The following is an 18177-nucleotide window of genomic DNA, read 5'->3' on the forward strand; positions in this document are numbered from 1 at the left end:
GGGGCGCGTGGGGAAGGAAGAGATGGCTCATTCACCGCACCGCCGCCGCAAGGGCTGCGGGGTGTGCCGGCCGCACAAGCTCAGGGGGTACGGACGGTCCGTGCGCGACCCCTGGCCGGTGCTGCGGAAGCTGGGGCGCAGGCGCCGCTTCGGGCGGGGTGACCTCGGCGACCAGAGCTGAGACCGATGGCGCCACGGCCGCCCTCACGGGGCGGCCGTGGCATATCTGGAGCAGTCGGGCTCCATGGCGCACCGGGGGTGGAAACCCGTCCACTGGCCGGGCGTTCCGTAGGTGCCCCGGGCGAACCACGCCACCGCGTCCCCGCGCCGGAACATCAGCCCGCCCTGGCTCTGCACGGGACGGGTCTCCAGCACCCGGGCGAGGTCGGTGCCCCGGAAGCCGAACTCCTCCCGCCACATCGCGACGATCTCGGACGAGGTGCAGCCCGAGCACACCGTGGTGCCGAAGTACTCCGGTGACCCCTTGAACTCCAGCAGCCGGGCGAGGCGCCCGTAGTCCTCGGCGCAGGCGGCCCGGTACGCCGGGCCGATGACGCCCCGCCAGAACTTCAGCACGCCCGCTCGGTCCGCGCCGGCGACCGTCGGCCCGACACCGTCCAGGTTGACCCCCGTACAGGGCGCGGGGGACGGCGGGCTGGAGGAGGGCGGCGGGCGGGTCGCGGTCCCGCCGTCCCCGCCGCCGTCCTCGCGGAACAGCAGCAGGGCGCCGGCGGCGACCGCCAGCAGCACGGGGACCAGCCACCGGAGCCGGCGGGCGGTCGTGGCCCCGCTCATGCGCAGGGCGAGTTGGTGGCCGGGACAGCCTGGCAGAGCGAGAAGTCGCCCTGGAGCATGAAGACACGGCGGTACTTCAGATCCTCCAGCCGGTCCGAGCCGCCGCTGACCGCGGTGACCTGGAAGGGCTTGCCGCGGTCGTCGACGGTGACGCTCTTCGTCCTGCTGCCCAGCATGTAGGTGACCTTGAGCCGGAAGGACACATGGTGGCGGGCGGTGACCGCCCGCACCAGGACCACCTGCTGCTTCGTGTCCTTGAGGGTGATCGTCCGCTCACCGAAGAAGGGCCTGCCCGGCTCGATCCGGCCCTTCTCGCCGTCGAACCTCGCCTCCCGGGCGACCGGGCGCGGGCGGTCCAGGTCGAACATCATGTTCATGGTGGGGCTGCCCGCCTGGGACGGGGCGCCGAAGAGCGTTCCCGACCACGGCGCACCGCGTCGCACGATCTCCGGTTCGATATTGACGATATTGACCGTCTGGTTCCGGTGGCCGGTGAAGACGACCCGGAGCGTGAGCTTCTCCAGGTTCACCGCCCCTACCGCGCGGAGGCGCTCGTCGTACTCCGGTGAGCCCACCGCGCCCGGCGCGGAGAGGAAGTTCCGCAACGACGCGTTCGGACGGTGGTCCTCCCGGGTCACCCGGCTCAACCCCTCGTCGTCGAGCTGTGCCTTCGCCACCACCGCCGAGACATCGGGGCCCGAGCGGATGTCGTCCTTGACCGAGGGGACGTTGACCAGCTGGCCCGGGAGCGCCATGATCCCGCCCGTGATCATCAGCGCCAGCGCCGCCCCGATGAGCGCCGCCAGCCAGCTCCGCATCTGCAGCAGGCGCCCCACGAAACCCACCGGGGCGGGGTCGGTCTCGTTCCGTATCACCCGGAGCCGCGCGGCCCGGGTGGTCGGCCGGCCCCGCCTCCGCCGCGACAAGGGGTCGCGCCGGCCGGTTCCGGTTCTCCGAGGCATCGCGCCTCCCTCCCCGCCACAGAGCCGCCGGCGTCCCCGTTGATCGCCAACTCGCCCTGGAACATGAGGCATTGTAGGGTCGGCGGCCCCGGAGCACGCGGGGTCGGGCCGGGATCAGCGCAGCAGTCCCAGGGTGAAGAGGAGCAGGAAGCCCGCCACCAGGATCTGGGAGACTCCGGAGACCGGCATCCGGGCCCGGAGGAAGCCCAGGGCGGCCAGGACGGCCGACGCCGTGGCGACGGAGAAGGCGATCACGAGCAGCGTCCCCGTGGCGGCCGGGCCCGAGGACGCGGCCGGGGAGGAAGTGGCCGAGGTCAGAGCCCAGGCCCAGAGAGCCAGCAGGCAGACGCACTCCAGCGCCAGCACGGAGACCGCCGCCAGCAGATCCGGGAACCAGTGGATCTTCCGGGCGGGGGCAGGGGTTGTGTCGTCCATGGGAGCAGCCTCGCCGCCCGGGAGCGCCGGGGCATGAGTACCCGTACTCAGCGGTCACCGGGTTCCGGGAGGGCATCCGCCAGGACCTCCGCCAGGTGGCGGGCCCGGACGCCGGCCGTCTGCTCCAGCTGGGTGCGGCAGGAGAAGCCGTCCGCCAGGATCTCCGCGCCCGGGGGCGCCGACCGGACCGCCGGGAGGAGCTGTTCCTCCGCGCAGGCCACCGAGATGCCGTAGTGGCCCCGCTCGAAGCCGAAGTTGCCGGCGAGGCCGCAGCAGCCCCCGCTCAGCGGGCCGGTGAGACCCGCGCGCCCGCGCAGCCGGCGCTCCGGGGCGTCACCGAGGACGGCGTGCTGGTGGCAGTGGGTCTGACCGGCCACCGGGCGGTCCAGCCGGGGCGGGGTCCAGTGCGGCGCGTACTCCTCCAGGGTGGCGGCGAAGGTGCGCACCCGGGCGGCGAGCCGGGCCGCGCGCGGGTCGTCGCCCAGCAGGGCCGGGAGGTCGGTGCGCAGGGTCGCCGCGCAGCTCGGCTCCAGGACGGTCACCGGGACGTCCCGGTCCAGCAGGGGTTCCACGGTGTCCAGGGTCCGGCGCAGCACGGCCTTGGCGCGGGTGAGCTGGCCCGTGGAGACATGGGTGAGGCCGCAGCAGACACGGTTCCGCGGGAGTACGACGCCCAGACCGGCCGCGCGCAGGACCCTCGCCGCCGCCAGGCCCACCTCCGGGGTGAGGTGCTCGGTGAAGGTGTCCGGCCAGAGGACCGCCGTGGCGCCGGCGGGGAGGGCCTCCGCGCGGTCGCCCGGCAGCTCCCTCAGCAGCCGGCGGAACCCCACCGGCGCGAGGACCGGCAGCGTGCGCTCCGGGGCGATCCCGGCCGCCCGTTTGGCCAGGGCCGCGAGCGGGGGGACCCGGGCGGCGGCGTTCACCAGCGGCGCGAGCGGCGCGGCGGCCCGCAGCCACGACGGGAGCCGGCCCATGGCGTAGTGGGAGAGCGGGCGGAGCCGCCCCGCGTAGTGGTGGTGCAGGAACTCGGCCTTGTAGGTGGCCATGTCGACGCCCACCGGGCAGTCGCCGAGGCACCCCTTGCAGCCGAGGCAGAGGTCGAGCGCGTCGCGCACCTCCGGGGAGCGCCAGCCGCCGCGCACGACCTCACCGGCGAGCATCTCGTGGAGCAGCCGGGCCCGGCCCCGGGTGGAGTGGGTCTCCTCGCCGGTCACCCGGTACGAGGGGCACATCACCGAGGCGCCGGACGGCTCCGTCGTACGGCACTTGGCGACGCCGACGCACCGCCGCACCGCCCCGGTGAAGTCCCCGCCGTCCTCGGGGTAGCCGAAGACGACGTCCACGGGCTCGCGCGGCAGCGCCGCGAACCGCAGATGCGCGTCGAGGGGGTCGGGGCGCACCAGGACGCCGGGGTTGAGGCCGCCGTCCGGGTCCCACAGGTCCTTGAAGCGGGCGAAGAGGCCGACCAGTTCGTCCCCGTACATCCTCGGCAGCAGCTCGGCGCGGGCCCGGCCGTCGCCGTGCTCGCCGGAGAGGGAGCCGCCGTGGGCGACGACGAGATCGGCCGCCTCCTCGGAGAAGCGCCGGAAGGCGCGCACGCCCACCTCGCTGATCAGGTCGAAGTCGATCCGGACATGGACGCAGCCGTCGCCGAAGTGGCCGTAGGGCGTGCCGCGCAGGCCGTGGGCGGTGAGCAGGGCGCGGAAGTCGCGCAGATACGCGCCGAGCCGGGCGGGCGGTACGGCGGTGTCCTCCCAGCCGGGCCAGGCCTCGGCGCCGTCGGGGGTACGGGTGGCGGTGCCGGCGGCGTCCTCGCGCAGCCGCCACAGGGTGCGCATCGCGGCGGGTTCGGTGACGACGGCGGCGTCGAGGGCGTCCGAGGCCCGCACGAGCGCCCCGGCGGCGGCCCGGGCGGCGGCCGGGGTCTCGCCGCCGGTCTCGGCGAAGATCCAGGCGCCGCCCCGGGGCAGCCCGTGACCGGCCGGGACCAGGTCGTGGGCCATGCCCTCGACGGTCAGCGGGCCGTACGGGAGGAGTCCGGGCGCGGCGTCGGCCGCCGCGCTCTCGTCGGGGTAGCCGAGGACGGCGAGCGCCCGGGCGGGCGGGGCGAGGACGAGCCGCACGGTGGCCTCGGTCAGCACGGCGAGGGTGCCCTCGCTGCCGCAGTGGGCGCGGGCCAGGTCGGCGCCGTTCTCGGGGAGCAGGGCGTCCAGGGCGTAGCCGGAGATGCGGCGGGGCAGCCCGGCGGGGTAGCCGGTCCGCAGCGGGGCGAGATGGGCGCCGACGAGCGCGGCGAGGCCGGGCGGGCCGGTGAGGGGTCCGCCCCGGCCGAGGCGGTGGGCGGTGCCGTCGTAGGTGAGGACGGAGAGGGTCCGGACGTTGTCGGCGGTGGTGCCCCAGGCCACCGAGTGGGCGCCGCAGGCGTTGTTGCCGATCATTCCGCCGAGGGTGCAGCGGGAGTGGGTGGAGGGGTCGGGTCCGAAGGTGAGCCCGAGGGGGCGTACCGCATCGCGCAGTGTGTCCAGGACGAGTCCGGGCTGTACGACGGCCGTAGCCGAATCGGCGTCCACGTCAACAAGGGCGTTCATATGGCGGGTGAAGTCGAGCACGACTCCGGTACCGGTCGCCTGACCGGCGATCGACGTACCGCCTCCGCGCGGGACCACCGGGACGCCGGCGCTGCGGCAGACCTCCAGGGCCGCCGCCACGTCGTCGGCGTCGCGCGGAGCCACCACTCCGGCGGGGACGCGGCGGTAGTTGGAGGCGTCCATGGTCATCAGCGCGCGGGCGCCGGCGGAGAAGTCGACCTCTCCGCGCACCGCGCGCCGTAGCTCGGATGCCAGTTCCCGGGTCGGTCGCTCGTCGGCCATGTGTGTCAGGATGCCCGGCCCATGACCTCCTTACGGGCAGGAAACATGCCGGTTGCGACCATTGCGTCCGTACGGCCCTTGGCAAAGCCCGGGGGCAGAGCCCAAAGTGATCGCCAACCCTCCTATAGTGACGACAACTTGATCAGGAACAAGCGGCTCCAGTTATGCCCCCGCCACCCCTCGGAAGGCAACACTCGATGACCGGCACCGTCCAGAAGCGATGACCCGCGGCACCCGAACGGTCCACCCCCACCCGGCAGAGCTGGACGCGATGCTCCCCGGGCCGGCCGACAACGCCCTGAAGATCGCCGTGGTCGGCGGTTTCGGGGTCGGCAAGACGACAATGGTCCGCTCCGTGAGCGAGATCCGCCCGCTCCACACCGAAGAGGTGATGAGCCGCGCGGGCCGCACCATCGACGACACCAGCCGGGTGTCGGCGAAGAACGCCACGACGGTGGCCTTCGACTTCGGGCGGATCACGATCGACGACCGGAGCGTGCTGTATCTCTTCGGCGCCCCGGGGCAGGAACGGTTCTGGTTCCTGTGGGAGCGGCTGCTGTCGGGGACGATGGGCGCGGTGGTCCTGGTGGACACCCGCCGGCCGACCGATGCCTGGTATGCCCTGGACCGTCTGGAACACCACGGTATGCCGTACATCGTCGCCGTCAACGACTTCGGCGGTCCGCTCCACAGCGATGAGCACATCCGGCAGGCGCTGGCCCTGGAGAAGGACGTCCCGCTGGTGGAGTTCGACGCCCGGGACCACTCCTCCAGCAAGTTCGTGCTGATCGCGCTGGTCGAGCATCTGCACGCGCTCTCGGTGCACCAGAAGGGCTGAGGCACCCGGCGCGCCCGGCGGCGGGGCCGGGCGCCCCGGGTGTCTCAGCCGACGGACCGCGCGTCCCGCGCCACCGGCGAACCGATACCCTCCCCTGTTGTGGCTGATATCCAGATTCCCGCTGACATCAAGCCCGCCGATGGCCGTTTCGGCGCGGGCCCCTCCAAGGTGCGTACGGAGGCGCTCGACGCGCTCGCCGCCACCGGCTCCTCTCTTCTCGGCACGTCCCACCGCCAGGCCCCGGTCAAGAATCTGGTCGGTGAGGTGCGTACCGGCGTACGCGACCTCTTCCGGCTCCCCGAGGGTTACGAGGTCGTCCTCGGCAATGGCGGTTCCACCGCGTTCTGGGACATCGCGACGCACGGTCTGATCGAGAACAAGTCCCAGCACCTCTCCTTCGGCGAGTTCTCCTCGAAGTTCGCGAAGGCGGCGAAGCTGGCCCCGTGGCTGGCCGAGCCGACCGTCATCTCCTCCGACCCGGGCACCCACCCGGACCCGGTGGCGGAGGCGGGCACCGATGTGTACGCCCTCACCCACAACGAGACCTCAACCGGTGTGGCCGCGCCCGTCCGGCGGGTCGCGGGCGCGGACGACGGCGCGCTGGTGCTGGTCGACGCGACCTCCGGGGCGGGCGGGCTGCCCGTCGACATCACCGAGACCGATGTCTACTACTTCGCCCCGCAGAAGTCCTTCGCCGCCGACGGCGGACTGTGGATCGCGGCGTTCTCCCCCGCCGCCCTGGAGCGCGCGGCGCGCGTCCACGGCTCGGGGCGCCATGTCCCGGAGTTCTTCAGCCTGCCGACCGCGATCGACAACTCGCTGAAGAACCAGACGTACAACACCCCCGCCCTCGCGACCCTCTTCCTGCTCAACGAGCAGCTGAAGTGGATCAACGGCCAGGGCGGTCTGGACTGGGCGGTGGCGCGCACGGCGGCCTCCTCGCAGGCGCTGTACGGCTGGGCCGAGAGCTCCAAGCACGCGACCCCCTTCGTCACCGACCCGTCGAAGCGCTCGCAGGTGATCGGCACGATCAACTTCGAGGACGACATCGACGCGGCGGCGATCGCCAAGGTCCTGCGGGCGAACGGGATCGTGGACACGGAGCCGTACCGCAAGCTCGGGAAGAACCAGTTGCGGGTGGCGATGTTCCCGGCGGTCGAGCCCTCGGACGTGGCCGCGCTGACCGCGTGCATCGACTATGTGATCGAGAATCTCTGATCCGAACCGCATGGCCCGGACCGGCCCGAGCACCCCTGTGGCGTGCGCGGATGGGGCCCCGGCGGGATCACTCCCGCCGGGGCCTCACCCGTCCGGGTGAGGGATCGGTACGGGACACGGACGCCGCGCTCTGCCCACCATGATGTTCTCGACATCAGTCATCAGGAGGCCGATGTGTCTGCCGCAGCAGTCGGGCACCCCGGGGAAGGCGACCCGCGGACCCTGCGCCATGAGGCCGAGGCCCTCATGGCGCGGAACCCCGGGCAGCGCGTCGAGATCATCGGTGGCGCGATCACCGCGTCCACGCCCCCGGCGAGCTGGTGACCCTCCCCGGGGCGATCGGGGCCGAGGCCAAGCTCGATGTGGAGGCCCTGCTCCAGGCCGCGGGCCGGCACGGCTGACCGGACCGCGGCCGGCGGCGGCTCATCGCACAGCGGCTGACGACACAGCGGCTCACGACGGCGGCTCGGCTCAGCGGCTCAGGCGCCGGAAGCGGCGGACCGCCAGGGGGAGGAAGACCGCGGTCACGATCAGCGGCCAGACCACCGCCATCAGCAGGGCGTTCTCCTGAATCCAGGTGCCGTCGGCCGCCACCGGGTTGCCGAAGAGCTCGCGGGTGGCCGCCGCCGTGGAGGAGATCGGGTTCCAGGCCGCCACGACACCGAGCCAGTCGGGCATGGTGGAGGGCGGGGCGAAGATGCTGGAGATCATCGTGATCGGGAGCACCGCCGCGTAGAGCCCGCCCGCCGCCTCCGGGTTGGGGACCAGCAGGCCCAGCCAGATGCCGACCCAGATCAGCGAGAAGCGCAGCAGCACCAGCAGCGCGAAGGCGGCGAGCGTGCCGCCGAAGCCGGCGTGGGAGCGCCAGCCGGTCGCGAGGGCGGTGGCCGCGAGGATCGTCAGCTCGGCGACCGCGACCAGCAGATCGTTGAGCCCCCGGCCCGTGACCACCGCCGATGAGGCCATCGGCATGGAGCGGAAGCGGTCGATGACCCCCTGGGTGGCATCGTTGACCACCATGATCGCGGTGCTCATGAAACCCATGGCCATCGTCATCACGAACATGCCGGGCATCAGGTAGTCGCGGTAGTCGCCACCGTCGGGGGCCTTCATCGCGCCGCCGAGCACATAGGCGTAGAGCAGGACCGACAGCACCGGGAAGCCGAGCTGCCAGACGATGTTGACCGGCTGGTGGCGGTAGTGGAGCAGTCCGCGCCGTGTGACGCTCCAGCAGTCGGCGACCGCCCAGTACATCCGGCGCTCACCCGCCGCCGGGACGGTCAGGGGAACCGTCTCCCCGGTGCGAGGGGTGCTCCGGTTCAGTACGTCGCTCATGCCGCCGCCTCCGCAGGGCTCTCGGTGGACCCGGTGGACCCGGTGGATTCCGCGGACTCGGCGGGGCGGCCGGTCAGCCGCAGAAAGACATCGTCCAGGCTGGGTCTGCGCAGCCCGATGTCCTCCACCCCGATCCGCTGGTCCTGGAGGGTGCGCGCCACCTCGGTGAGGGCGGCGACCCGGTCGGAGACCGGGGCGTGGACCCGGCGCCCGGTCTCGTCGCACTCCGGGACGGTGTCCGCGACCCGGGCGACCGCGGCGAGGGCGGCCGGGAGATCGGCCGGGTCCCCCACGACGACCTCGACACGGTCCCGGCCGACCCGGTTCTTCAGCCCGTCGGGGGTGTCGTCGGCGATGGCCCGGCCCCGGTCGATGACGGTGATCCGGGAGGCGAGCCGGTCGGCCTCCTCCAGGTACTGGGTGGTCAGCAGGACGGTGGTGCCGCCCGCCACCAGCGCCCTGACCGCCTCCCACACCTCGCCGCGCCCGCGCGGGTCGAGCCCGGTGGTCGGCTCGTCGAGGAAGAGCACATCGGGGGCGAGGATCATGGACGAGGCCAGATCGAGCCGGCGCCGCATCCCGCCGCTGTAGCCGCCGACGCCCCGGTCGGCCGCCTCCACCAGGTCGAACCGCTCCAGGAGTTCGGCGGCCCGCCGCCGGGCCCGCCGGCGGTCGAGGTGGAAGAGCCGGGCGAACATCTCCAGGTTCTGGCGGCCGGTCAGCACCTGGTCCACGGCCGCGTACTGGCCCGCGAGCCCGATCCGGCCGCGCACCCGGGCGGGCTCGCGGGCCACGTCGACGCCCGCCACCCGGGCCCGGCCCCCGTCGAACCGCAGCAGGGTGGAGAGCACCCGGACCGCGGTGGTCTTGCCCGCGCCGTTCGGCCCGAGCAGGCCGTGCACGGTTCCCCGGCGGGCGGCGAGGTCGAAACCGGCGAGCGCGCGCTTCTCCCCGTACCGCTTCTCCAGCCCCTCGGCCCGCACGGCGAACTCGTCCTCGATCTCTTCCACAGGTCCCTCCCACAAGTACTGAGTACGGTGTACCCAGCAGAGAGTACACCGTACTCAATTTCTGTCCAGCGGGTTCGGCGGAGGGACATAAGGTGTGGCCATGACGACCGAAACCAGTGGCAGCGGCGATATCAACCGCAGCCTGGAGCTCCTGTGGGGCACGGCCGAGCGGCCGAGCCGAGGGCCCAAGCCGGGGCTGACCCTCGACCGGGTCGTGAACACCGCCGTCGGGATCGCCGACGCGGAGGGCCTGGGCGCGGTCTCGATGCGCCGGATCGCCACGGAGCTGGGCACCGGCACGATGAGCCTGTACCGGTACGTCCCCGGGAAGGCCGAGCTGCTCGATCTGATGCTGGACCGGGTCGGCGACACCTGCCCCTGGAAGCCGCCCGCCGACGCGGAGCACGACTGGCGCGGCGCCATCGAGGTCATGGCCCACGGCTATCTCGCCCTCTACCGGGCCCACCCCTGGCTGCACAAGGTCAACCAGGCCAGGACCGTACTGGGGCCCAGCGCGCTGGACAGCATGGAGGCCGCTCTCGCGGTGCTGCGGGGGACGCGTCTGCGCGACCCCGAGCTGATCTCGGTGATCATCACGGTGCAGAGCATCGCCTCGGGGGTCGCCCGGATGGAGGCCGAGGCGGCGGAGGCGGCGGAGGCCACCGGGCTCAGCCACGAGGAGTTCTGGGAGCGCCAGCGGCCCTTCCTCGACCGGGCGATGGAGAGCGGGAGATATCCGCTGATGGGGCAGCTCGGGGAGGACACCTTCAGCGAGGGCTTCGACCACTTCGCCTTCGGGCTGCGGCGGTTCGTCGACGGGCTGGAGGTGCTGGTGCGACAGCGCACCGAGGAGGCCCGCGCCGAGGAGGAGCGCGCCGGGCGGGAGCGCGCCGGGGAGGGCCGCGCCGGGTGCGCGGGCCCCGGCTAGAGAGACGACCCGGCCGCGCCGCCCCTCGGCCCGGCGCGGGCGCGGTCGGGGGCGCGGCGCCCGGCGGGTGTCAGGAGCGGCGGGAGCGGCGCTTGAAGGCGAAGGCCAGGACCAGGGCCGCCGCGAGGGCCAGGGCGCCGTAGGTCGTCCTCCGGTCGCCGTCGCCCTCCTCGTCGGCGGCGGCCGAACCCGCCTCCTTCGACGAGGGCTTGCCGGTGCCGCCCTTGCCGAGGGCGACCCGTTCCACCCCGCTCCGCTCGCCCTCCGAGCCGAACATCAGCGCGTCGCCGTCGAGCGTGTAGCTCACCGACTCGGACTGGCCCTGGATCGGGGCGCGCACGCGGTGGTCGGCGCCGAGGCGGCCGTCCTTCCAGGCGTAGCCGCGGGCGCTGAAGTAGGAGCGCAGCACCAGTTCCGTACCGTCCGGGGAGAACGCGCCGTCCGTCACCCACGGCACATCGCCGATCCGGCGGAAGGTGTTCGTCCCCGAGGGGGCGAGCGAGGCCGGGCCCTCGTAGAGCCGGCCGCCGTCCTCGTTCTTGGAGGCGATGTAGACCCGGCCGGTCCGGGGGTGCACCATCATCGCCTCGGCGTTGCGCGGGCCGTCCGCGTACTTCACGGTGTACTGGGTCGCGCGGACCGTGGTGTCCCGGAGCCGCTCCGGCTCGGGGAACGCGTAGATCCAGACGTGCGGCCAGGAGCCGTCGAGGTTGTCCCCGATGTCGCCGACATGGACCCGGCCGTCCGGGCCCACCGAGATCGCCTCCATGTCACGGGGCTTGCCGACACCGGTCAGGGTGACCGTCGCGACCGTCTTCCCGGTCCTTGAGTCGACCGCGAAGACCCGGGGCTCGTCCTGGTCGTTGTGGGTCCAGTAGACGCCCGGATGCGCCCGGCTGGCGGCGAGGCCGCTGGACTCCTTGATCCTGGGGTCCTCGATGGTGAAGCCGGGGTCGCCGGCGGCGGACGCGGGCACGGACGCGGCGGAGAGCACGAGCAGGGCGGCGGCGGCCGTGACGGCGGTGGCGCCGGTGGCGCGCGGGAGCGAACGCATGCCCCCAGCCTGCCATCCCGGCCCCGGCCCCGGCGCCGCCCGCGCGTCCGTTGCCGGCACGCGACAGGACCGGTACGGGAACAGAAGCGGGGGCGGCGCCGGGATCGGTCATCATGGCGTCCATGCGTTTTCTCTTCGTCGGCGACAGCATGACCATCGGACGCGCCGGCGACTACACCTGGCGCTACCGGATGTGGCAGCACCTCGGCTCGGTCCCGGGCGGCCCGTACGAGATCACCGGCCCGCGCACCGGTCTGTACGGCACCGAGGACCCCTCGGCCCACGCCGCGCCCTTTCCGGCGGCGGCCCGGGGCCATCTCGCGGGCTGGGGCGAGGGCTGGTTCCATCTGGCGCCGCTGATCGGCGAGACGGTGGCGGAGCACCGGCCGGACGTGCTGCTGGTCTCCCTGGGACTGATCGATCTCGGCTTCTACACGGACAGCGACCAGACCCTGGTGAATGTGCGCGCCTTCATCGCGGCGGCGCGGGCCGCCGCGCCCCGGGTGCGGATGGTGCTGCTGCCGGTCATCCCCAATGTGCGGGCGCTGACGGACGCGCCGTTCGCCGCCGAGTGCGCGCGCTTCAATGTGCTGCTCGCGAAGGCGGTCGCCGATCTGGACACGCCGTCGGCACCGCTGCTGCTGGCCTCCGTCCCCGAGTCGTACGACATCGGCACGGACACCTACGACGGCACCCACCCGGGGCCCTCGGGCGAGCACAAACTCGCGGAGGCGTTCGCGACGGCGATGCATCAGGCGTGGGGGCTCGGCGGGCCCTACCGGCCCCGGGAGGACGGGGGCCGCTGACACCGGGCCCCCGCCCTCCCCGGGTGGCTCAGCGCTCCGGCGGCGCGTACGTCACCCGCTCCAGGCCGTAGAAGTCGGCCACGCACCCGGCGGGCCAGTACCCCTTCCCGTCGCGGGAGAACGGCTCCAGCATCTTCCCCACCCGCGTCGGGGTGTACGGCATCACCGTCTCCCCCGCCGCGGCCCCCGCGCGCAGCCGGCTGTCCTGGCGGTCCCACTGCTGGGCGCGGACCGACATGCGGTCGCCGAGGGCCTCCAGCGGGACGGCGAGCCCGGCGACGGCCAGGGCGCACAGCGCCCCGGCGCCCAGAGCGGCGGCGCCCGCCGGAGCCGGGCCCCGGTCGCGCAGCCGGCGGCCGATGAGGACACCGGCGGCGGCCAGCAGGAGCACGTACAGCAGCAGATAGTCGTTCCAGGTGCGCTCGGTGGTCACCACGCGCGCGCCGAAGACCGGATAGGTGATGACGGTGCAGAGATAGCCGGAGACCAGGAACGCCGCCGCCCCCAGGGCCAGCGGCAGAGAGGGGCGGACCGGCCGGAAGACGGCGCGCGCCCGGCCGGCCGCCGCCCCCGGCGCCCGGCGCGCGAGCAGGCCGAGCACGGCGCCCGCGGCGACGGCACCCACGTACTGCCAGGTCGTCAGGACCGTCCCGAGGATCTCCGCGAACCCCCGCAGGGACCCCCACAGCGACTCGGGCGCCAGCATCGAGACGCTCTCCGCGTCGAAGCGGCTGCGGCGGTTGCGCGAGCCGGGCGAGCTGATCAGCAGCAGGGTGCCGGCGCCGACGCCCGCGATGCCGGTGAGCGACCAGACGCGCACGGCGCGGGCCGCGTCCGGGACGAGGAGCCGACCGGCGGCGAGGACCGCGCCGCCGAGCACCACCAGCGAGACGACCGACGCCTCCTCGGAGAGCGTGCCCATGAACACCCCGGCCACGGCGACCACGGCGAGCGCCGCGATCCGGCCCGCCCGTCCGCGCGCCCGCAGCAGCGGGATCGCCGCGGCGGCGCAGAGCACCGGGGCCAGCGTGTGGGAGACGGATGCGGCGGGCCAGTAGAACGTCTTGTACGTGTTGGGGGTGGCGAACAGGAACACCGCGGTGATCATCGCGGCGGCCAGCAGCGGCACCCCGCGCGGGGCCCGGGTCCCGGTGCGGCGCAGCAGCGCCGCCGTCAGGGCCCAGAGCAGCCCCAGCATCAGGGCCCCGCTGACCGGGCCGTACCACTGGTGGCCGGCGACCGGGAACTCGGCGTAGAGGCCGACCAGCAGCCCGTTGCCCACGCGTCCGTTGTCCGTGGACCAGAACTTGTCCGCCAGGCCCCAGATCCCGTCGTCCCGGACGACCGGCAGAAAGCACCATTCGTCGGCGCTGGGCCGCACATGGCGCCCGTACCAGAAGGAGACGGTGAGCAGACCCAGCGGCAGCAGCGCCAGGGCGGGCGGCCAGATCTCCTTCCACCGCGCGGCCCAGGGGCCCGCGGGGGCGGCCGGGGCGGACCGGGAGGACCGGGAGGACCGGGCCGGGGTGTCGACGGCCACGGTCACCACCGTCCTTCGCCGAGCCGGGGGCCGGCGGCGCGGGCCGCACCGGCGGCGTGTGCGGCCGGGGCGGCGCGGGCGGCGGTGCGTGCGGCCGGGGCGGCGAGCGCGGCACCGGGGGCCGGCAGCCGCTCGCCGGAGCCGTCGGTCTCCCGGACCACATAGTGGGGTCTGCGCTTGGACTCGTGGTAGATCCGCCCCACGTACTCCCCGATGACGCCCATGGTCGCGATCTGGACCCCGCTCATCCCCACGATGACGGTGATCAGCGTCGCGTAACCGGGCGTGTCGACGCCGTCGACGACGACATTGGCCACGATCCACAGCGCGTACGCCAGAGCCGAGAGAAAGAGCCACAGCCCGCCGTGGACCGCCATCCGCAGCGGGCGGCTGTTGAAGGAGAGCAGCCCGTCGATGCCGTAGTTGAGCAGCCGGCGCCCGCCCCACTTGGACTGGCCGGCGGCCCGCTCCACGTTCTGATAGGTGAAGCTGACGGTGTCGAACCCGATCCAGGAGAAGAGCCCCTTGGAGAAGCGGTTGCTCTCCGGGAGCGCGAGGAGCGCGTCGACCGCGCGCCGCGACAGCAGCCGGAAGTCCCCGGCGCCGTCGATGACCTCGACCTCCATGAAGCGGCGCACCAGCCGGTAGTACGCCTGGCTGAGCCGGGTCCGCACCATCCCCTCGCCGGCGCGGTCGCGCTGGGCCACGACCTGGTCGTAGCCGTGCTCGCGGAGTTCCAGCATCCGGGGGATCAGTCCCGGCGGGTGCTGGAGGTCGGCGTCCATCAGGACGACCTGCTCGCCCCGGGCCATGCGCAGGCCGGCCAGCATGGCCGATTCCTTGCCGAAATTACGGCTGAATGACGTATAGCGGGTGCGGTGGTCGGCGGAGGCGAGTTCCTGGAGATGGGCACGTGTGTGGTCGCCGCTCCCGTCGTCCACGTAACAGATTTCGAAGCTCCTGCCCGTCGGTTCCAGAACACCGACGAGCGTGGTGTGAAAGGCCTCGATCACCTCACTCTCGTTGAAGCACGGTACGACAATCGAAATCTCTGGCATCGCTGCTTTCCTAGCTCAGGGCCAACCGCGTCCGGACAGGTCCGGATGGAATCGCTCGATGTGACATGAGCTACATAGTGCGCAGGCAACCCGGCATGAACCGGGAATTCTGTGCCCCCGTGGCGCGGCTTCCCCCGTGGTTATGGCGTCTGGCCCTCTGCGTCCACGACCGCTGCGTCTGTGCGGGCCTCGCTGTAGAGGACGTCACCTTTGGCATATCGGTGGCTCGGCTGGTTCATATGCGTGGGCGGATCGGTCCGGTGATCGCGCGAGGCCACGGTCCGGCTGCCCAGATAGTGATAGTCGTTCGGGTCGATCAGCACTTCGGTACGGGTGCCGGGAGCGAGGCCGTCGCCGGTGAGGCCGACCGCGATGGCCGGCCGCCTCGCGGCGTCCTCGACCAGCCGGTCGCCGACCGTGATCCCGGGGACGGCGGCCAGGGCCCGGAAGAGCTTGGACCGGGCCCTGGAGGAGAGCGGATAGGACTCGATCAGCCGCCACAGCGCGCGGAAGCTGTGCTCGGAGACGGTCTCGGCGCGGCCCTCGCGGTCATCGGCCGCCGGGTAGAGACGGCGGGCCTCGGCGGCGGCCCGCGCCGGGTCGTCGGGCAGCGCCTCCGCGATCCGGTAGATCTCCCGGGCCGAGCGGTCCCCGTCCGACGCGTCCTTCTCGGCGGCGGGTTCGGCGTAGCGGACCCAGCCCTCCGGGTCCCCCTCGACGCTGTCCGGCCGGCCGGCCGAGGACAGCACCGGCTGGTCCACCAGCACCTGCTTGGTGTAGATCCACTGGTCGGGGGCGGGCTCGGGGGCCGCGGGCTGGTCCCGGACCACCGCGGCGGCCCGGTTGAGCAGGGCGACCGGGTCCCGCAGATCGGGGCCGGCGGCCTGCTGGGAACCGTCCCGTTCCGCCGGATCGGTGCCGATGTGGCTGGCGAGCAGCGCCGCGGCGGTGATGGCGGCGGCGGCGCCGAGCGAGGCGAGCCGCCAGTCGGAGCCGAGACCGCGCAGCCGGCCGCCGAACCGGCCCCGGACGGGCGCGGTCCGGCGGCCGTCGTCCGCGATGGCCTCGGTGAGTCTGCGGCGGCCCGCGGTGAGCACGGCACGGCCGGGAGCCGGGGTGTGGGCGCGCAGCTCGCGCACGCGGGTCATCTCATCCATGACGGGGTCAGCTCCGTGTCATCGGGGGTGAACGCGGGATCGGCGATCAGGGCCTCGCGCACTTTGCGACGGGCGCGGTTGAGACGGGACCGCACGGTGCCGAGGGGAATCCCGAGGGCCTCGGCGACCTCCTGGTATCCGAGGTCGGCCCAGGCGATGAGCAGCAGGACGTGCCGGTCGCCCGGCGACAGCGCGGCGAGCGCGCCGGCGAGCGGGGCCTGTGCGGCGAGACGGTCGTCGGAACGGTCGCTCCAGGCGTCGGCGAGCGGGTCCTCCCCGCTTCTCGCCATCGCCCGCAACGCCCGTTCCTCACTGCGCCGGTGGCCCCCGATGAGCTTCGCGGCGATCCCGTAGAGCCAGGGGCGGGCGCTGCCGCGGGCGGTGTCGTACCGGCGGCGGCTGCGGAAGGCGATGAGGAAGGTCTCCGCCATGATGTCCTCCGCGGCGCCCTCCCCGAGGCGGCGGGCGGCGTAGCGGTGGATGTCGGACGCGTGCCGGTCGTAGAGCAGGGCGAAGACGTCGGGGTGCGCCAGCGATTGGGCGACGACCTCGGCGTCATCGGGGGCGGCCGGCGGTCCGGTCACATCAGCTCCACGGGTCAAGCGGTCAGCCTGTCATCCCGTTGTTGTCCGCAGCGGCCCGAAAGGTTCACGGAAGCAGGGGCCAGTTTCGGTCAGGCTGTAGCGGGGTGTTCACCGTGCGGGACGGCATTCCGGTGACGCTCCGTGGCCGCCGGCGCGGTCCCGTCCGCGCCGCTCCCCCGCCGCCCGGCGCGCCGGCCCGGCCGCCGGCCGCGACGAGGCTCCGGTCCGCTCTTGCTTCGAGCGCGCTCCAAGGCGTTGGCTTGGTGTTCATGAAGTACACACAGCTCGGACGCACCGGACTCAAAGTCAGCCGTCTCGTCCTCGGCACGATGAACTTCGGTCCGCACACCACCGAGGCGGACAGCCATTCGATCATGGACGCCGCTCTCGGCGCCGGGGTGAATTTCTTCGACACGGCCAACGCCTACGGCTGGGGCGAGAACAAGGGCAACACCGAGAGGATCATCGGAAGCTGGTTCGCCAAGGGCGGCGACCGCCGGGACAAGGTCGTGCTCGCCACCAAGGTGTACGCCGATATGAGCCCCGACGGAAATCCCTGGCCCAATCACCACAAGCTCTCCGCGTTCAATATCCGCCGGTCCGTGGAGGCGAGTCTCCAGCGGCTCGGCACCGACCACATCGATCTCTACCAGTTCCACCACATCGACCGGGACACCCCGGTGGAGGAGATCTGGCAGGCCGTCGACACACTGATCCAGCAGGGCAAGATCCTTTATGCGGGATCGTCCAACTTCCCCGGCTGGAAGATCGCCCAGACCAATGAGAACGCCGCGCGGAAGGGGTCGTACGGGCTGGTCAGCGAGCAGTGCCTGTACAACCTCTACGAGCGCCGCGCGGAGATGGAGATCATCCCCGCCGCGCGGGAGTACGGCCTCGGGGTCATCCCCTGGTCGCCGCTGCACGGCGGGCTGCTCGGCGGAGTGCTCAAGAAGGAGTCGCAAGGACCCCGGCGGACCGCGGGTCTGGCGGCGGACTCGCTGAGCCGGCCCGGGGTGCGGGAGCAGGTCCAGGCGTACGAGGACCTGCTCGACAAGCACGGTCTGGCGCCGGGTGAGACCGCGCTGGCCTGGCTGCTGACCCGGCCGGGGGTGACCGGGCCCATCGTCGGGCCGCGCACCGCCGAACAGCTGGAGAGCGCGCTGCGCGCGGTGGAGCTGGAGCTGGGCGAGGAGCTGCTGACGGCGCTGGAGGAGATCTTCCCGGGGACGGGACCGTCGCCGGAGGCCTTCGCCTGGTAGACGGGTGCGGCGCAGGTGCGGCGCCTGGCCGGGTGCCGGTGCCGTGCCGGTGGGTACGGAGTGGTGGGGGCCGGGTGGCGGCGGTGCGGCCGCCCGGCCGGGGTGGGGTGGGTGTCAGACGCCGGCCACGGCCGCCACCGCGATGATCGCGAACATCAGCACGAGGACGCCCGCCATGATCTTGTTTCTGGTCTTGGAGTTCACCCCACGAGGTTAACCCGCGTCCCCCTCGTCCCTCGCGCCCAGGGGCCGGCCGCCGACCGTCTCGTGCCGGGGACCAGCCCCCGAACCCCCGCGCCTCAATCGCCGGCGGGGCTGGAATTCGTGC

General features: G+C 73.2%; 18 protein-coding genes. 7 read left to right on the forward strand and 11 right to left on the reverse strand.

The features are described from left to right. The first annotated feature begins 22 nt into the window (after nt 1-22). Nucleotides 23-181, forward strand: a complete 159-nt coding sequence (locus tag ACWCRA_RS23480; RefSeq protein ID WP_351553150.1) for a hypothetical protein — start codon at nt 23-25, stop codon at nt 179-181. A gap of 23 nt (nt 182-204) precedes the next feature. On the opposite strand, the gene ACWCRA_RS23485 is transcribed toward ACWCRA_RS23480, so the two are convergent. From ACWCRA_RS23485 to ACWCRA_RS23500, 4 genes are all read right to left on the reverse strand, one after another. Then, nucleotides 205-795 carry a hypothetical protein gene (locus ACWCRA_RS23485; protein ID WP_451068517.1) on the reverse strand — a complete coding sequence of 197 codons (591 nt, stop codon included), beginning with the start codon at nt 793-795 and terminating at the stop codon, nt 205-207. Then, nucleotides 792-1631, reverse strand: a complete 840-nt coding sequence (locus ACWCRA_RS23490) for a hypothetical protein (protein WP_351553145.1) — start codon at nt 1629-1631, stop codon at nt 792-794. Before ACWCRA_RS23490 ends, ACWCRA_RS23485 begins: the two co-directional genes overlap by 4 nt. A gap of 240 nt (nt 1632-1871) precedes the next feature. Beyond that, nucleotides 1872-2192 carry a hypothetical protein gene (locus tag ACWCRA_RS23495; RefSeq protein WP_351553142.1) on the reverse strand — a complete coding sequence of 107 codons (321 nt, stop codon included), beginning with the start codon at nt 2190-2192 and terminating at the stop codon, nt 1872-1874. A gap of 47 nt (nt 2193-2239) precedes the next feature. After that, nucleotides 2240-5062 (reverse strand): FAD-binding and (Fe-S)-binding domain-containing protein, encoded by a 2823-nt coding sequence (locus tag ACWCRA_RS23500; protein WP_451068518.1) that lies wholly within the window; start codon nt 5060-5062, stop codon nt 2240-2242. 220 nt (nt 5063-5282) lie between these two features. Here ACWCRA_RS23500 and ACWCRA_RS23505 point away from each other — a divergent pair, with 220 nt between their 5' ends. The 3 genes from ACWCRA_RS23505 to ACWCRA_RS23515 all read left to right on the forward strand — a co-directional run bounded on the left by ACWCRA_RS23505 (nt 5283) and on the right by ACWCRA_RS23515 (nt 7442). Then, a complete protein-coding gene (locus tag ACWCRA_RS23505; RefSeq protein WP_451068519.1) occupies nt 5283-5900 on the forward strand; it encodes a GTP-binding protein in 618 nt (205 codons plus the stop codon). 99 nt (nt 5901-5999) lie between these two features. After that, the gene (gene serC / locus ACWCRA_RS23510; RefSeq protein WP_451068520.1) at nt 6000-7118 is read left to right on the forward strand and encodes a phosphoserine transaminase; all 1119 of its coding nucleotides are present in this window, start codon (nt 6000-6002) and stop codon (nt 7116-7118) included. 174 nt (nt 7119-7292) lie between these two features. After that, nucleotides 7293-7442: a hypothetical protein gene (locus tag ACWCRA_RS23515; RefSeq protein WP_451068521.1), complete on the forward strand. Its 150-nt coding sequence runs from the start codon at nt 7293-7295 to the stop codon at nt 7440-7442. Between the two features lie 147 nt (nt 7443-7589). Here ACWCRA_RS23515 and ACWCRA_RS23520 read toward each other — a convergent pair whose 3' ends face one another. Further along, a complete protein-coding gene (locus tag ACWCRA_RS23520; protein WP_351553209.1) occupies nt 7590-8372 on the reverse strand; it encodes an ABC transporter permease in 783 nt (260 codons plus the stop codon). A gap of 77 nt (nt 8373-8449) precedes the next feature. Then, entirely contained in the window at nt 8450-9454 is a 1005-nt protein-coding gene (locus ACWCRA_RS23525; protein WP_451068561.1) for an ATP-binding cassette domain-containing protein, read from the reverse strand. A gap of 109 nt (nt 9455-9563) precedes the next feature. Here ACWCRA_RS23525 and ACWCRA_RS23530 point away from each other — a divergent pair, with 109 nt between their 5' ends. After that, on the forward strand, nt 9564-10391 hold the full coding sequence (locus ACWCRA_RS23530; protein ID WP_451068522.1) for a TetR/AcrR family transcriptional regulator: 828 nt from the start codon (nt 9564-9566) through the stop codon (nt 10389-10391). Between the two features lie 70 nt (nt 10392-10461). On the opposite strand, the gene ACWCRA_RS23535 is transcribed toward ACWCRA_RS23530, so the two are convergent. Further along, nucleotides 10462-11445, reverse strand: coding sequence for a WD40 repeat domain-containing protein (locus ACWCRA_RS23535; RefSeq protein WP_351553127.1), 984 nt, complete (start codon nt 11443-11445; stop codon nt 10462-10464). Between the two features lie 122 nt (nt 11446-11567). Between ACWCRA_RS23535 and ACWCRA_RS23540 the strand changes: the two genes are divergently transcribed. Then, a complete protein-coding gene (locus ACWCRA_RS23540) occupies nt 11568-12251 on the forward strand; it encodes a GDSL-type esterase/lipase family protein (RefSeq protein WP_351553124.1) in 684 nt (227 codons plus the stop codon). Between the two features lie 28 nt (nt 12252-12279). Here the strand turns inward: ACWCRA_RS23540 and ACWCRA_RS23545 are convergent, their stop codons facing one another. The 4 genes from ACWCRA_RS23545 to ACWCRA_RS23560 form a co-directional block, all read right to left on the reverse strand. Next, nucleotides 12280-13791 carry a DUF6056 family protein gene (locus ACWCRA_RS23545; protein WP_451068523.1) on the reverse strand — a complete coding sequence of 504 codons (1512 nt, stop codon included), beginning with the start codon at nt 13789-13791 and terminating at the stop codon, nt 12280-12282. A gap of 2 nt (nt 13792-13793) precedes the next feature. Further along, entirely contained in the window at nt 13794-14849 is a 1056-nt protein-coding gene (locus ACWCRA_RS23550; protein WP_351553118.1) for a glycosyltransferase family 2 protein, read from the reverse strand. A 140-nt stretch (nt 14850-14989) separates the two neighbouring features. Next, complete coding sequence (locus tag ACWCRA_RS23555; protein WP_351553115.1) at nt 14990-16006, reverse strand: CU044_5270 family protein; 1017 nt, start codon at nt 16004-16006, stop codon at nt 14990-14992. Continuing rightward, nucleotides 15994-16590: an RNA polymerase sigma factor gene (locus tag ACWCRA_RS23560; RefSeq protein ID WP_351553112.1), complete on the reverse strand. Its 597-nt coding sequence runs from the start codon at nt 16588-16590 to the stop codon at nt 15994-15996. The genes ACWCRA_RS23555 and ACWCRA_RS23560 overlap by 13 nt, the downstream gene beginning before the upstream one ends. Nucleotides 16591-16859: 269 nt before the next feature. Here ACWCRA_RS23560 and ACWCRA_RS23565 point away from each other — a divergent pair, with 269 nt between their 5' ends. Then, nucleotides 16860-17849, forward strand: a complete 990-nt coding sequence (locus ACWCRA_RS23565; RefSeq protein ID WP_351553109.1) for an aldo/keto reductase — start codon at nt 16860-16862, stop codon at nt 17847-17849. The last annotated feature ends 328 nt before the right edge of the window (nt 17850-18177 follow it).

Source organism: Streptomyces sp. NPDC001889, from assembly GCF_053594535.1.

Bases quoted from the DNA above. Each gene is read 5' to 3' on its own strand.
- ACWCRA_RS23480 (WP_351553150.1), top strand. From the start codon at position 23: ATGGCTCATTCACCGCACCGCCGCCGCAAGGGCTGCGGGGTGTGCCGG.
- ACWCRA_RS23485 (WP_451068517.1), bottom strand. From the start codon at position 795: ATGAGCGGGGCCACGACCGCCCGCCGGCTCCGGTGGCTGGTCCCCGTG.
- ACWCRA_RS23495 (WP_351553142.1), bottom strand. From the start codon at position 2,192: ATGGACGACACAACCCCTGCCCCCGCCCGGAAGATCCACTGGTTCCCG.
- ACWCRA_RS23500 (WP_451068518.1), bottom strand. From the start codon at position 5,062: ATGGCCGACGAGCGACCGACCCGGGAACTGGCATCCGAGCTACGGCGC.
- ACWCRA_RS23505 (WP_451068519.1), top strand. From the start codon at position 5,283: ATGACCCGCGGCACCCGAACGGTCCACCCCCACCCGGCAGAGCTGGAC.
- ACWCRA_RS23520 (WP_351553209.1), bottom strand. From the start codon at position 8,372: ATGTACTGGGCGGTCGCCGACTGCTGGAGCGTCACACGGCGCGGACTG.
- ACWCRA_RS23530 (WP_451068522.1), top strand. From the start codon at position 9,564: ATGACGACCGAAACCAGTGGCAGCGGCGATATCAACCGCAGCCTGGAG.
- ACWCRA_RS23535 (WP_351553127.1), bottom strand. From the start codon at position 11,445: ATGCGTTCGCTCCCGCGCGCCACCGGCGCCACCGCCGTCACGGCCGCC.
- ACWCRA_RS23540 (WP_351553124.1), top strand. From the start codon at position 11,568: ATGCGTTTTCTCTTCGTCGGCGACAGCATGACCATCGGACGCGCCGGC.
- ACWCRA_RS23550 (WP_351553118.1), bottom strand. From the start codon at position 14,849: ATGCCAGAGATTTCGATTGTCGTACCGTGCTTCAACGAGAGTGAGGTG.
- ACWCRA_RS23555 (WP_351553115.1), bottom strand. From the start codon at position 16,006: ATGGATGAGATGACCCGCGTGCGCGAGCTGCGCGCCCACACCCCGGCT.
- ACWCRA_RS23565 (WP_351553109.1), top strand. From the start codon at position 16,860: ATGAAGTACACACAGCTCGGACGCACCGGACTCAAAGTCAGCCGTCTC.